General features: G+C 35.7%; 12 protein-coding genes. All 12 read right to left on the bottom strand.

The features are described 5' to 3' along the window. Positions 1–163 precede the first annotated feature (163 nt). The gene (locus JML65_RS11465; protein WP_115917757.1) at positions 164–1,339 is read right to left on the bottom strand and encodes an aspartate aminotransferase family protein; all 1,176 of its coding nucleotides are present in this window, start codon (positions 1,337–1,339) and stop codon (positions 164–166) included. Between the two features lie 133 nt (positions 1,340–1,472). Further along, positions 1,473–2,249 carry a hypothetical protein gene (locus tag JML65_RS11460; RefSeq protein ID WP_202270949.1) on the bottom strand — a complete coding sequence of 259 codons (777 nt, stop codon included), beginning with the start codon at positions 2,247–2,249 and terminating at the stop codon, positions 1,473–1,475. Position 2,250: 1 nt separating this feature from the next. Then, positions 2,251–3,078 carry a hypothetical protein gene (locus JML65_RS11455; RefSeq protein ID WP_202270948.1) on the bottom strand — a complete coding sequence of 276 codons (828 nt, stop codon included), beginning with the start codon at positions 3,076–3,078 and terminating at the stop codon, positions 2,251–2,253. 1 nt (position 3,079) lies between these two features. After that, positions 3,080–3,985, bottom strand: coding sequence for a hypothetical protein (locus JML65_RS11450; protein ID WP_202270947.1), 906 nt, complete (start codon positions 3,983–3,985; stop codon positions 3,080–3,082). 348 nt (positions 3,986–4,333) lie between these two features. Then, positions 4,334–6,076: an OstA-like protein gene (locus tag JML65_RS11445; protein ID WP_202270946.1), complete on the bottom strand. Its 1,743-nt coding sequence runs from the start codon at positions 6,074–6,076 to the stop codon at positions 4,334–4,336. Positions 6,077–6,079: 3 nt separating this feature from the next. Beyond that, entirely contained in the window at positions 6,080–6,553 is a 474-nt protein-coding gene (locus tag JML65_RS11440; protein WP_047386665.1) for a Fur family transcriptional regulator, read from the bottom strand. Positions 6,554–6,620: 67 nt separating this feature from the next. Then, a complete protein-coding gene (locus JML65_RS11435) occupies positions 6,621–8,612 on the bottom strand; it encodes a KUP/HAK/KT family potassium transporter (RefSeq protein ID WP_202270945.1) in 1,992 nt (663 codons plus the stop codon). Between the two features lie 117 nt (positions 8,613–8,729). Further along, positions 8,730–9,710, bottom strand: coding sequence for a pyruvate dehydrogenase complex E1 component subunit beta (locus JML65_RS11430; protein ID WP_047488092.1), 981 nt, complete (start codon positions 9,708–9,710; stop codon positions 8,730–8,732). A 100-nt stretch (positions 9,711–9,810) separates the two neighbouring features. After that, complete coding sequence (locus JML65_RS11425) at positions 9,811–10,428, bottom strand: hypothetical protein (protein ID WP_202270944.1); 618 nt, start codon at positions 10,426–10,428, stop codon at positions 9,811–9,813. A gap of 1 nt (position 10,429) precedes the next feature. After that, entirely contained in the window at positions 10,430–10,927 is a 498-nt protein-coding gene (locus tag JML65_RS11420; RefSeq protein ID WP_202270943.1) for an RNA polymerase sigma factor, read from the bottom strand. Positions 10,928–11,028: 101 nt separating this feature from the next. Continuing rightward, positions 11,029–11,448 (bottom strand): DUF2147 domain-containing protein, encoded by a 420-nt coding sequence (locus tag JML65_RS11415; protein WP_047488084.1) that lies wholly within the window; start codon positions 11,446–11,448, stop codon positions 11,029–11,031. A 156-nt stretch (positions 11,449–11,604) separates the two neighbouring features. Beyond that, positions 11,605–13,533: an LTA synthase family protein gene (locus JML65_RS11410; protein WP_202270942.1), complete on the bottom strand. Its 1,929-nt coding sequence runs from the start codon at positions 13,531–13,533 to the stop codon at positions 11,605–11,607. Between the last annotated feature and the right edge of the window lie 88 nt (positions 13,534–13,621).

The following is a 13,621-nucleotide window of genomic DNA, read 5'->3' as shown; positions in this document are numbered from 1 at the left end:
ATATATAAATTAATTTTTTTATTACACAAAAAAGCAATTACTTTTTTAAAGAATCTGTATGATATTTATCAGAGGGATTAAATCTACATTATGTTAAATACCAGCAATTAAAGTTACCATGTAAAGCATAAAAAAATCCCTCCGATTTGGAGAGATTTAATCTTTAATTTTCATTCAGTATATCAAGTATAATCTGACAACCTTGCCTAATTTCATCCATGGAGAGAGTTAATGGTGGAGAAATTCTGAGATATTCATTTCTGTACAGCTGCCAGAAAACAATAAGTCCTTTTTCCATACATTTTTTGGCAACCTCCAGTGTATATTCCGGGGTACCTAGGTTTACAGCCAGCATCAGACCTTTACCATTGATATTTTTAATTTTGGGGTGTACCAGCAGCTCTCTGAATAATTTTTCTTTTTCTGCTACCTCATTCATCAGGCCACTTTCCAGCACTTCCTTTAAAGTAGCATAGCTTGCTGCTGCAATCAGTGGATTTCCTCCAAAGGTAGTAATATGCCCCAGCTTTGGAGAATGGGATAATGTTTCCATAATTTCTCTGGAACTCATAAAAGCTCCTACAGGAACTCCTCCACCCATTCCTTTTCCCATAACCAGGATGTCAGGGACAATTCCAAAATGCTCAAAAGAAAATAGTTTTCCCGTTCTTCCAAAACCAGGTTGGATTTCATCAAGAATTAACAGTGCTCCTACATCTTCACATCTTTTTTTCAGTTTGATCAGATAATCATCATTGGGAACTAAAAACCCTGCTGCCCCCTGAATAGTTTCTAAAATAACACAGGCTGTTTTGTCTGTAATTTTTTCAAGATCTTCTTCATTATTGAACTCAATAAAAGAGATCATAGGCAACAAGGGACGAAATTCTCTTTTGTGGTTTTCATTTCCTGAAACACTTAATGCTCCATGTGTATTACCATGATAAGAATTTTTGAAAGAAATGATTTCTTCTCTTCCCGTATATCTTTTTGCTAATTTTAAACTTCCGTCAATAGCTTCTGCCCCACTATTTACCAAATAAGTAACTTCTAATGGCTCCGGTGTAGCTTTTGCAAGCAACTGGCATAAAGCGACAGGTTTCTCCTGGGCATATTCACCATAAACCATTACATGAAGGTATTTATCTGCCTGCTCTTTGATAGCATTGACAATTTTAGGATGTGAGTGTCCCAATGTATTGGCAGAAACTCCGGCTACAAAATCCAGATACTTTTTACCGTCAGTTCCATAAATATAGTTTCCAACAGCTTTTTCAACCTCAAAACCTGCAGCAAATTTCGTTGTCTGTGCCTGATATATAAAAAAGTCTTTATGCATTTCCATCGTCTCAAAAAATTTCAGCAAAGCTATAAAAGATTCGTCAAATGCCGAAATTATTGATTGGGAATAAAAAGATCACCCTTAGTAAATTAAGGGTGATCTTTAATTGAAATATTAAGATTTGTTTGATCTACAATACTTTTTCTACCGTTACATAACTGTTATTAGTCACATTATACGTGGTAGTTCCACTTACCTCTGAAATGGATTCCAAAGTAATATACTGTCCCTGAACAGCATACACAGAAAAATCTAAATTGATTTTACGGTTAGTGCCATCAAAATTGACTGTTTCTTCCAACAACTGAAACCTCTTCACATCATTCACATATAAACTGGCTCCTAATCTGTTGCTAAAAGAACCTGCAGCACCTGTAAAATTCAGGTTTACATTAATCCGGTATAATCCTGTCTGCCGAACATACAATCTGTTAAGATTAACACCTGTTGTAGGTACATTTGTTTTAAGCTTTAATGGATCTGCAAGGAAGTTAGGTTTATCAATAAGGGAGTTTATAGGCAACAAAGCAGTACCTGTAGTTGTTGAAACAGCATTCAGCTGAAACCTTGAGATATTATCAGATTCTATTTCAAAAGCTTTACTCCAGACCAGCCCATCAAAAACCATTACCTCGCCTGTACTTTTGACAAACAAAAGCAGCCCTCGCAACACCTCTATTCTTGACCCCGGAGCATTTACTCCTGTATAAGGAAGATCTACTTCTGCATCTACTGCAGGAAGTCCAAAACCTTTTACTCCTGCTGCTTCATTCGTATTGGTAATATACATCATTACCTGATCGTTTCCATTGGCATTTGAATCAGGGCTAGGAATATTTGTAAAATTCACCTGTGCGCTGTAGATATTCATGATGAATAAAGACAGTCCGAATATATATTTTTTCATCTTAAAAAGCTTTAATTAAACGTGCTGCAATATAAGAACTGATCGAATTGGAGTCTGTACCATAGGCTGCCAGTGATCCTCCTGATCCACCAATCGTTCTAATGGTAGGTATAACTCTGAGCTCAGCGTTAACTGGTAAAGAAATAGTCTGAGCAAAACTGCAGGTTTTATTTCCTTGTGTATCTACAATAAATATGAGGGAATAATTGGACTTGGTAACAATTGTTTCCCAAGCACCATTTGAGGTATACCTAACCTGTAATGTCAGTTTAAATTCCGTAACCCCTATCTGAGCACCCAGGGAACCACCGGTAAATCCTAAAGCCGCCGCTACATCGTAAATCCCAGCTTGTTTTATGGTCACACTACTTGCGTTCTTCAGTCCAAGGTTATCGACAAGCACTTCACTTTTATCATCCGGAGCCAAATAGACTGCAGAACCTGTTGAAAGACATAATCCTAAACCGAATGCAATACAAGGAATTGAAATTCCCGAAGAGATTCCCAGTCTCGAGCCTTTCGGCTGATATATCCCTTGTATCTGTCTTGCCGGATTCCAGGCATAGCCATCATATTTATAATACTGATCATCATTCTTACTGTAGATAAGACCACCAATAAGGTTAGGATAATCATTATATAGATCCGTTACGGCAGCATTATACTTTGGAAAAGTAGTAAAGGTATTGGAATAAGGTAATATGATCCCTTTGGTTCCATCCTGAACCTTAACGATATTTTTACTGCTGTAAATATTTCCTCCAATACCCACTTGCGCCTGTAGAAAGTATTGAGAAAAAAGTGCTACAATTAATATTATTTTTTTCATCTTATTGCATATTTATTTTTTCAACAATAATTTCTGATATGGAATTTCCTGTGGTATTCATTGCGAAGTACATATTAGATCCCAAACAACCTCCGATTGACATGGTTTGGTTTCCAAAAAATCTCAATCTTACTCTATCATTTACATTAAAAACCCCTACATAAGTAAATGCTAATGATTGGCCTACATCTACAGACCCTACAGGTATTGAACCTAGTGAAAGTAATCCTCCTGTAGTATTGCTTACAGTATTGTTAATAGGTCTCCATGTTGTTCCGTTATCAGAACTAACTTCCAGATTCAATCTGGAAAACAGGTTAGTGGTTGCTCCTACACACAGCGCTTCTCCTACATCCAATGCTCCACTTTTAAATGAAAGTTTAAATAAACCTCTTGTTTTAAAAGTGATCATATTACTTGTAGTACTTACCAATGCAATATCATTTGAAATTTCATTCAAAGCAGGGCTGCTTGACGTAAAAGCTACATCTGTCGCAGCACATTGCCTATCGGATCCTATTAAACAGATATTAGGTGGAAAAATAGTACAAGGCTGACAGGTAGTGGTAGTGGTCCCACTTCTTATAAAGCGGGCCATTTTATTATTTTTCATCACAGTAACAATCGGATCTGAGATCTTCCAGCTTGTACCGTCGTTCTGAACAATACTTCCTGTTTCTCTGTTGAAAATTACAGAACCCTGAGTTCCATCTCCGATAGTACCTGTTAGTGAAGTAGGAAGAACTCCTGCGGTATTGGCTCTTGGCATTCTGGCCGCAAAATTATCCTGCTTCACATGCAGTTGCGTTCTGGTATCGGGATCAAAAGTGAGACTTTTAGAAATCCCAACCTGTGCACTCACCCCAATGGAGATAAGAGAGAACATGATAATAGATTTTAATTTCATATCATTATTTTTTTTCAATTTGACATAATAAATTTAATAAATATTATGATACCAAATATTACAATTGTATTAAAAAAAAACAATTTCAAAGAAATAAGGTCATTCTATCAAAAAAAGAAGAGCCGAAATGTGAATTTTAAAGAACAAAACACGAGGTTAATCCTTATATAACAATAGTTTACGATTTAATAATTCACCATAAAATATTCCCTTTAAATCAGGAAAACTGTTCAAAAAAATCCAAAATACATCACTAATTAGTGAATTTAAATGACTGAAATTTCCACTTCATATTGAAGTGGAAAAAAAAATATCCGTTTCACAAATTGTGAAACGGATATTGATATTTTATTTTCTGACTCTTTTTGGCTTCTTTGCCTCTTCTTTAGCCTTTTCTTTTTCTATAGCATTTTGAGCTTCCTCATAGAGCTCATTATCTCCGGTATATATGATTTCTTCATTATTAGGAGTATCTACAAGAATATCCTGCCATTTCCTGATCCTATCTTTAGTATTCCAGTTAAAGTCAGGGAACTTCTTTTTTGCCGGTTCTATTTTACTCATAGGATAAGTATCTGATGTAGCTCCAATACTGCAGGAAATAATTTGCAGTCCTTTTTCTTCAAACAAAGCCCCAATAATACCGCAGGCAGAAAGTGTGATTCCTATTCTTTCCGGTTTTTTAGTCTCCTGGTCCGTATCATCTACATAAGCAATAGACTGTGCATTTCCTACCACTCTTGCTTCTTTAATGTCATTATTTTCATAATAAACGGTCATGAACTTTCCTTTCACCTGGTTGAATTCATCTTTTAGATTTAATGAATCTACCTTACTGATAGCAAGAGCATTTCCAATGACTTTCAATGAATCTATATTTTCATTTTTGGTGTTAAAATATGCTTCTACCTTATCACCCGTCACCTGTTTTTCTCCACTCCAAAGAATAGGTTTTGTGTACATATGCATTACTCCGTCCGTTTCATTGAAAGCAATAGAGTCTGCTCTACCCTGGGCATTAGATTTGTAAATACGGGCCTTTTTATAGGCTCGTAAAAAGCTTTTCTTTACTTTGATATCTAAAGAATCCGGTCTTTGGTACGAAAGGATTTTTTCGGCAGCAAAATAAATTGAATCTTTTTCCATTACTTTTACAGCGTAGGGGCTTTTGGTCATCATGGCAGAATCTTTTTTCTCAAAAATTTCACCATAACCACCTTTGATGTACCTTCTTTCTTTAGGATCATCAAGCATTACATTTCCTGTTGCCTTACCAAAACCGGTGATCTGGTTGAAATACATATCATCTCCGGTAAGGATTTTGTCATTGTAGAAGATCTTGGAATTTTTATTCAGGAAAGCTTCCTTAGTTTCCATCCTATAGGTACCTCTTTCCGTATATATCCTGTTTTTAGGATTAGCTCTGTTTGTAATAGTAGTAGGACCAAAAAACTCAGCCACTTTCGTGTTCTGATTCTGCTTGATGTTGACACCTTCGATAATATATTGTGCATTGTCTATTTTAACATTACCCACAAAATCTATCATTTTGGTGTTTAGAAAATAGGTCGCAGACTTTGTATACATGACATTACCCTGGCTGTCATTAATGGTCCCTCCGGTATTAAAATAAGCCTGATTGGAAAGCCTGTCATAATAAAGAATATCTGTTTTTATAGTCTGCTTGGGATCTGTAAGGACAACATTTTTGCGGGCAACACCTTTCTGGGTATTACCATCATATTCCATTTCCCCCGCTGTAATTACTGATCCATCAGTATTTTGAAGCCTTGTATTGCCTATTGCTTTTACAAAATTCTCTTCATTATACAGCACCACTTCGTCTGCTGTAAGTATGGATCCCTGATGTTCAATCTGAACATTCCCGGTAAAGTATTGATTACCCTCGTATTTTGCAGGATCTTTTATAATTTTATCCGCATGGATAATTTTTATTTTATCTTCAGGTCTCTGCGGTTGTGGTTTTGCCGTTGAAGGATTCTGTAGATACGGATCTCTTTTCACAGGAATTTTGTCCTGCGCAAAGCCAAGCGTAGAAATACAGAGTAACAGAAAAAGGATTATTCTCATTAATTAGTCATTCTTAGTGCCATAGAAATACAGCGAATGAGAATCAATTCTTACGCCAAATGCTTCTTCAATGGCTTCTTTGATTCCTTGAATTCGTGGGTCACAGAATTCGATAATCTCTTCAATCTCTTTATCAGAGTCTTTTTTATAGATCACAAGGTGATCATGCTGCTTGTCAAAATAAGACTTCTCATAAGACGAAGAGGTTAACGTTTTTTCTCCAAACTGATGCTTACGAATAAGGCCTGCATCAAGGAAAATCTCAATAGTATTGTAAATGGTCGCTTTGGAAACATGATACTTTTTCTGCATCATCAGAAGATACAGATCATCAACATTAAAGTGATGATCCATATTATAAATCTCTTCCAATATCGTATATCTCTCAGGTGTGTTTCTAAACCCCTTTTCTAATAAGTAGTTTCTCAAAACATCCTTGATCAAAGCTATATTCTTTTCTTTTTGTACTGTATCCATTAAAAAAATTATCTACAAATTTATCGATTTTTATTTAAATAGATAGTATGGTTGTATCCCCTTACGTTTAAGAATTGTGACGGAAGTACCCAGACTGTTCAATTTTATTATCGTAAACAGTAAGTTCCGTAATCGGTGCAGATTCCACTTCAACGTTATGAGAAGACACTCCCCAAGCCTTAAAGTCATCACTTCCTATATACTTCACAAAGTTGTAAATATTAAGGGTAATCTTCTGTTTAACAGTTAAAAGGATATCGTTGATATATGTATTATCTATAATTACATACTTCAAATCCGGCGGTATGTTATGAGCTCTTAAAGAGGGATGGCTACTTCTTGAAGGAATAGTACCATCTGCCATTAAGTCTTTCAGTACCATATTGAAGTAATCATTAATTCTTCGGTCTACTTTAAATCCTAAAAGGAAATTAACTTTATAAACTGTTCCCGGAAGAATTTCGTCTACCGTATATTTGAACGTATATGGATCCTCCTGATTGACAATACTTAGGATGAAATAGTGATCAGCTCTTTTTGGCTGTTTTTTAATGATAGAATAGATAATTTTTGATTCTACCTCATCATTTCTTTTCGCTCTGCTCAGATAAGCAAGATTCGTTGCATATTTTGGAATGGTTTCATCCAGTTTCATGTCTTTAATGATAGACACATATTTCTCTATTTTTACATACTGGATAAAATTAGCTTTGATTAGTCTACCGTTGTACCATGCATACATACATACCGCGATAAATCCACCTAACACCATTGTTAACCAACCTCCGTCTACAAACTTGATAACATTCGCATAGAAGAACCCTGATTCAAGGAACAGATATACAATAGCAAATCCTATAATAAAGATTTTATTGACTCTTGTACGGCTTAGCCAGAACAATAGAAGTATGGTTGTCATCAGCATCGTAATGGTGATCGTAAGTCCGTAAGCAGCTTCCATACTTTCCGATTTCTGGAAGAATATAACCACTACGAAACAAAATGCCATCAGCCCCCAGTTTATTCTTGGAATATACATCTGCCCTTTAATCCCTGAAGGATATTCAATGTGCTGATTTGGCCAGAAAGAGATAGACATTGCTTCTGAAAACATCGTAAATGAGCCCGTAATTACAGCCTGACTGGCAATGATTGCCGCTGCAGTAGCTAAAATTACACTTGGTAAAACAGCCCACTCCGGCATGATTCCAAAGAAAGGATTCACTCCGTTGTGCACCTGCTGATAGTTATCAAGCAGCCATGATCCTTGTCCCAAATAGTTTAGAATAAGCATTACTTTAACAAAAATCCAGCTTATCCTGATATTTTTTGCTCCACAGTGCCCTAAATCGGAATATAAAGCCTCTGCCCCTGTTGTACAAAGGAAAACAGCTCCCATAATCACAATAGCACTCGAGGAATGAGTAATCAGATTATAGGCGTATATGGGATTAAAAGCTCTCAGAATTTCAATATGATCGAAAATATGAAGTGATCCGGAAACTCCCAAAACCAAAAACCAGGTTACCATGATAGGTCCGAAAAACTTACCAATAGAGGCTGTTCCGAACTGCTGGACCACAAAAATGATAAATAAAATAACCAATGTGATCAATACTACCGGCGTATCAGGATTGTATATTTTCAGCCCTTCAATAGCAGACATGACTGTTAAGGAAGGTGTGATAACACTATCTGCAACCAATGTAGAAGCTCCGATAATGGCCACTACATAGAGCCACTTTTTTTTGAGTTTCTTCACTAATGAATAAAGTGCAAGAATTCCCCCTTCTCCCTTGTTATCCGCTCTCAGAGCAATGATCACATATTTAAGGGTGGTTTGAAGCGTCAACGTCCAGATGATACAGGAAAGAGCTCCTTCAATGTATTCATCAAACGGCATTGAGGCGCCATCTTTTCTTGCATTCACAATCGCCTTCATTACGTAAAGCGGTGAGGTCCCAATATCCCCGAAAACGATCCCGAGAGATACTATAACACCTACAAATGAAAGCTTCTTTAAGTCAAAGTGATGACCGCCTTCTGTAACTTCTGCCATATCAGCCAATTTATTTTTTTAAAAGCGCAAATTTATATCAATTTTATGACCCCAAGAACTTTTATCCATGAATATAATAAATGAAAAAACTTCCTTTCGGAAGTTTTTTTCTATTATCTATTTAACGTACATCGCTTTTTTAATTTCCTCTTTCACTTTTTCAAGCTTAGGGAACCACTCTGCAAATAGTGCTGCAGAATAAGGTGCAGGTGCATCAGGAGTAGTAATTCTCTTGATTGGAGCATCTAAATAATCGAATGCTTTTTGCTGTACCATGTATGTAATTTCTGAAGATATTGAACCAAATGGCCAAGCCTCTTCTAAAATAACTAATCTATTTGTTTTCTTTACAGATTCTAAAACCGTATCAAAATCAAGAGGACGAACTGTTCTAAGGTCAATAACTTCTACAGAAATTCCTTCTTTAGCCATATCTTCAGCAGCCTGAATAGCCAGCTTCATGATTTTACCGAAAGAAACCAACGTAACATCTGTACCTTCTCTTTTGATATCTGCCTTTCCTATTGGTAAATAGTACTCCTCTTCCGGAATTTCCATTTTATCACCATACATCTGCTCAGATTCCATGAAGATAACCGGATCGTTATCCTGAATAGCTGTTTTTAATAATCCTTTTGCATCATAAGGGTTAGAAGGCACCACTACTTTAAGCCCCGGACAGTTGGCAAACCAACCTTCGAATGCCTGAGAGTGAGTAGCTCCTAGCTGTCCTGCTGAAGCTGTAGGACCACGGAAAACGATAGGACAGTTCCACTGTCCACCACTCATCTGACGTATTTTTGCTGCATTATTGATAATCTGATCAATTCCTACTAATGAGAAATTGAATGTCATAAATTCTACGATTGGTCTGTTTCCATTCATTGCAGCTCCTACAGAAATTCCTGTAAATCCAAGCTCTGCAATCGGAGTATCAATTACTCTTTTAGGACCAAATTCATCCAGCATTCCTTTTGAAGCTTTATATGCACCATTATATTCTGCCACTTCCTCCCCCATCAGGTAAATGGATTCGTCTTTACGCATTTCCTCGCTCATTGCCTGTGCAATTACCTCACGAAAAGTATATTCTGCCATATTTTCTTGAAAAATTTAGACTACAAAAATAGTGTTTTTTTATTATACACATAATAAAAAAGGCATCTCATTCAATGAGATCCCTTAATATTAATTTTATTTAAATTGCTTTTTCCTCCTGCAAGCTCAGTTCTTTATAGTTTTTTCTAAGGTTTTTCAGAATTTTCCCATAGGTTCTGTTATATATTGCATACAAAAGATAGAAAACAATCAGCAGGCAAATTCCAAAGACAAGGTAATTTCCCCATCCGGGCACCATTATTCCAGGATCAGTAGAAAGGTTTTCAACAGATGAGCTTCTGCCCCAACCATCTTTAAATCCAGCCATAACCTCCTTTGTATTGTGTTCAAAATGAATAACACTGTCTGCGATTGCCAAAAGCAGTGAAATACAGGCATAGCTTAATACAAGTTTTCGTAAATTTAAAATAGCTTTCATTAATGTAATGCTATTCTGCCCTGCTGTCATCTTACGAAACAGAAATATAATCCCCGTCATAAAGGCAAAAAACAGAACCATCCTGATGTAGGGAAACTGACCATTCATATAACCGTAAAAAGTCCATAATACAATTTCAATAAGTCCGATGATTAATAATTTTTTGGTCATGGAAACAGATTTATGTTTCATCATTCCATCAATTTCGTTTTCGGAATATTCTTTAAATTCTTCAGATTCTTTATTCCAGTCTTTTTTTAACAATTCAAGTTCTTCCATATTATGTTGTGCTTATTTTCGTTTTCAAATTATTTTTTGCTCTGTTCATCTTTACCCTTGCATTGCCTTCAGTAATCCCCAGGATTTCCCCAATTTCTTTATAAGGCTTATCTTCAAGATACATCATGATGAGTGCTTTTTCTACATCAGACAGTTCATAGATGGCTTTATACATTCTTTTTAACTGATGCTCATCATCTACATATTCCTCATGCTCTATTTTCAGGGATCCAATATCCAGTTCCACGGGCTGGCCTTGTTTTTTCTGAGGCTTCCTAAATAAAGTAATGGCCGTATTAAGCGCTACACGGTACATCCAGGTAGAAAATTTAGCCTCCCCTTTGAATCCAGGAAATGATTTCCAAAGCTGTATGGTGATTTCCTGAAAAAGGTCTTCATGATCTTCAGCATTATCTGTATATATTTTACATATTTTGTGGATAAGTTTTTGATTAGGTTTAAAAAATCCCATAAATAATCTTTCCTGTTCTGTGCTCATATGCTATAAGTGGAGGAATTTTATTTTCGTTACAGTTTTTTCACAAAAAAAACGACATCTCATTTCTGAAATGCCGTCTTAAAATTCTATTTAAACTTAAATTAATTAGCTTTCTCCCAAACCTGGGTTCTTCCTAATAAAGATAATCCTAAGTAACCTCTTACATTTAATTTATCTCCACTTTTTGTAATGGTACATTTGTAAGTTTTTCCTGTTTTAGGATCGGTAATACTTCCTCCTGTAAATTCATCACCATCTTTTTTCAATCCTCTGATGATCTCTAATCCCTGAATCGGTTTACCTTTTCTGTCATCTTTACAAGCTGTACAGTTCGGATCAGCTGGTTTTATAAGCAACTGAGAAACCTTCCCATAATATTTTCCATCTGATTTTTTAAATATCTCGACAATAGATTTAGCTTGCTTAGTTTCATCATCTATCGTTTTCCATTTGCCTTCTATCTGTGCAAATGAAAGCACACTGAATAGTGAAAGCGCGAATGTTAATAACAGTTTTTTCATATTTCTTATAGTTTTAATTCTGATACAGTAGTCTTTCCTACGTATTGATAAAAATATAAATTAATTTTCAACAAACAAAAACTTTTGTTATACAAAGCATAAAAGGTAAGAAACATTCTTTATTTTTTATCCGCAGCCTACCTATTGTCTTTTGGGCTAATTCAGTTTTCTGTTGATCACTCTATTCATATAATCCTGATACCAGGCTTTTGCCGTTTGTTTTCCTTTTTCTACTTCAGGAGTTTTAAGTTTACTGATCAAATTATTTTCAAGTCCTAAATCACTTTTATCGTATACCCCTATAATTTCTTTACCATCAAAACGGTACATATAGTTCCCAATAATGAACTGCTCCGAAGTTCCGTCGGAATTAACGACAATAGAAGGATATTTTTTATCGCTCACTAAGCTTCTCCCCCAGCTTCTTAAAGGCTTGTTGTAACCGATAAGGTCTGCTAAAGTAGGATAAATATCTATTTGTTGAGCTGTCTCAGGATTCTCTCCCTTAAGCTGGTATTCAGGATTTGGAGAGTAAAAAATCAGTGGAACAGCAAAACGGTTCATTGCTTTTTCATATTCCGGATAGTATACCTGATTGGTATGATCTCCTGTAAAAACAAAAATTGTATTATTGAACCAAGGCTGTTTTTTAGCTGTTTCAAAATACTTTTTAATGGCATAATCTGTATATTGAATAGGCTCATGCATTTCTATTTTCCCTTTTTTAAATTTTCCCTGATATTTTTCCGGAATTTTAAAAGGGTGGTGAGATGAAGCCGTAAATACAGTAGTCATAAAAGGCTGTGTTTTTCCTACATTTTTAGCAAAATACTGAAGGAAGGGTTCGTCCCATATAGCCCACATGCCGTCAAAATCTTCATCATGGTTATATTCTGTTTTCCCAAAGTAGTGTTTGAAACCTAAGATGTTCCCAAATCCGAGGAATCCCATCGAACCATTGGGTGCACCGTGATAAAAAGAAGTATCATAACCTAAGTCATTACATACCGAAACAATAGACTGAATTTTCTGATTAGAATAGGGTGATCCGGTAAAAGCATCCGTAAGACTCGGAATACCTGCCAACACGCTGCTCATCCCATGGATAGACTGTCTTCCGTTCGCAAACGTATTTGGAAAAATAAGACTCTGTGTTGCCAGGCTATCCATAAACGGTGTGTAGGAAATATAGTCTTTGATATTTTTATCTTTATTAAAAGCCCCGGAATACTCACGTCCGAAAGATTCTACAATAAAAATAACAATATTGGGGCGGTTTTCCACTTTCCTGTCGTATACTTTGTGAGACTGTACATTTTCATCAATATATTTTTCATCTACAAAATGAACTTCTTTAAAACTATTGGTACCCAATGTCCTGAAAAAGGAGAAAGTACTGTTCAACACTACATTTCCCTGAAGCGGGTTGGTTACAAAACGATTGGCGTCCACCATATTGATCGGTCTTGTACTATGTTTAAAGTCACCACGGATTCCTCCCACTACCAATACTGCTGTGATACATAAAATAACAACTGAGGAAAGGAAATAAGGTAATAATCTTGCTGGTTTCTGCTCCTCAATTTTCACTTTTTTGTATAGAAATACCCATAATCCCATCAAAACAACAAACCATATCAGTACAAAAGGATGCTCACCAACAGAGATCATGAATGTTTTCGAAAGATTAGACTCGTGCTCCGCTACCTGCAATGCTGCTGACGTAAGCCTGGACTGTGAAAATTTATAGTAAATAAAATCACCGAAATTCATCGAATAGGCAATCCCATTGGTTATAAAATAGATCCAGAAGAGAATTTTCTGAAAGACTTTTTTGGTATTGATCACCAAAGGAATCAGACTAAGGAGTATAAACAACGAATTGACATATAGAATCGCCGTAGTATCAAAGGCTGTCCCATGATAGGCCAGCTTTAGATAATCCGAAACTGAGTCGATTTTGATCAGTCCTTTATTGAAATACCAGAATAAAAGTCTCGCAATCTGATAAAAGACATACGCTAAAAAAATCCTGTAAACTAATACCAGAACTTCCTGTTTTCTCAATCCTTTTAAAAATTTCATGCGGCAAATTTACATCAAAATCACTTTATTGTGTTTTTTAGTGCATAATATTTTAAGATAGAATTTTTAAAAACATTATTTTTGTAGC

The sequence above is a fragment of the Chryseobacterium sp. KMC2 genome (assembly GCF_016756935.1).
Taxonomy (GTDB): domain Bacteria; phylum Bacteroidota; class Bacteroidia; order Flavobacteriales; family Weeksellaceae; genus Chryseobacterium; species Chryseobacterium rhizosphaerae.
Note: the sequence above shows the minus strand (reverse complement) of the source record. Positions and strands in the feature narration are given on the sequence as shown.

What these genes read in the sequence shown, in the direction of transcription:
- JML65_RS11465 (WP_115917757.1), bottom strand. Translation starts at nt 1,339, where the DNA reads ATGCATAAAGACTTTTTTATATATCAGGCACAGACAACGAAATTTGCT.
- JML65_RS11460 (WP_202270949.1), bottom strand. Translation starts at nt 2,249, where the DNA reads ATGAAAAAATATATATTCGGACTGTCTTTATTCATCATGAATATCTAC.
- JML65_RS11455 (WP_202270948.1), bottom strand. Translation starts at nt 3,078, where the DNA reads ATGAAAAAAATAATATTAATTGTAGCACTTTTTTCTCAATACTTTCTA.
- JML65_RS11450 (WP_202270947.1), bottom strand. Translation starts at nt 3,985, where the DNA reads ATGAAATTAAAATCTATTATCATGTTCTCTCTTATCTCCATTGGGGTG.
- JML65_RS11445 (WP_202270946.1), bottom strand. Translation starts at nt 6,076, where the DNA reads ATGAGAATAATCCTTTTTCTGTTACTCTGTATTTCTACGCTTGGCTTT.
- JML65_RS11440 (WP_047386665.1), bottom strand. Translation starts at nt 6,553, where the DNA reads ATGGATACAGTACAAAAAGAAAAGAATATAGCTTTGATCAAGGATGTT.
- JML65_RS11435 (WP_202270945.1), bottom strand. Translation starts at nt 8,612, where the DNA reads ATGGCAGAAGTTACAGAAGGCGGTCATCACTTTGACTTAAAGAAGCTT.
- JML65_RS11430 (WP_047488092.1), bottom strand. Translation starts at nt 9,710, where the DNA reads ATGGCAGAATATACTTTTCGTGAGGTAATTGCACAGGCAATGAGCGAG.
- JML65_RS11425 (WP_202270944.1), bottom strand. Translation starts at nt 10,428, where the DNA reads ATGGAAGAACTTGAATTGTTAAAAAAAGACTGGAATAAAGAATCTGAA.
- JML65_RS11420 (WP_202270943.1), bottom strand. Translation starts at nt 10,927, where the DNA reads ATGAGCACAGAACAGGAAAGATTATTTATGGGATTTTTTAAACCTAAT.
- JML65_RS11415 (WP_047488084.1), bottom strand. Translation starts at nt 11,448, where the DNA reads ATGAAAAAACTGTTATTAACATTCGCGCTTTCACTATTCAGTGTGCTT.
- JML65_RS11410 (WP_202270942.1), bottom strand. Translation starts at nt 13,533, where the DNA reads ATGAAATTTTTAAAAGGATTGAGAAAACAGGAAGTTCTGGTATTAGTT.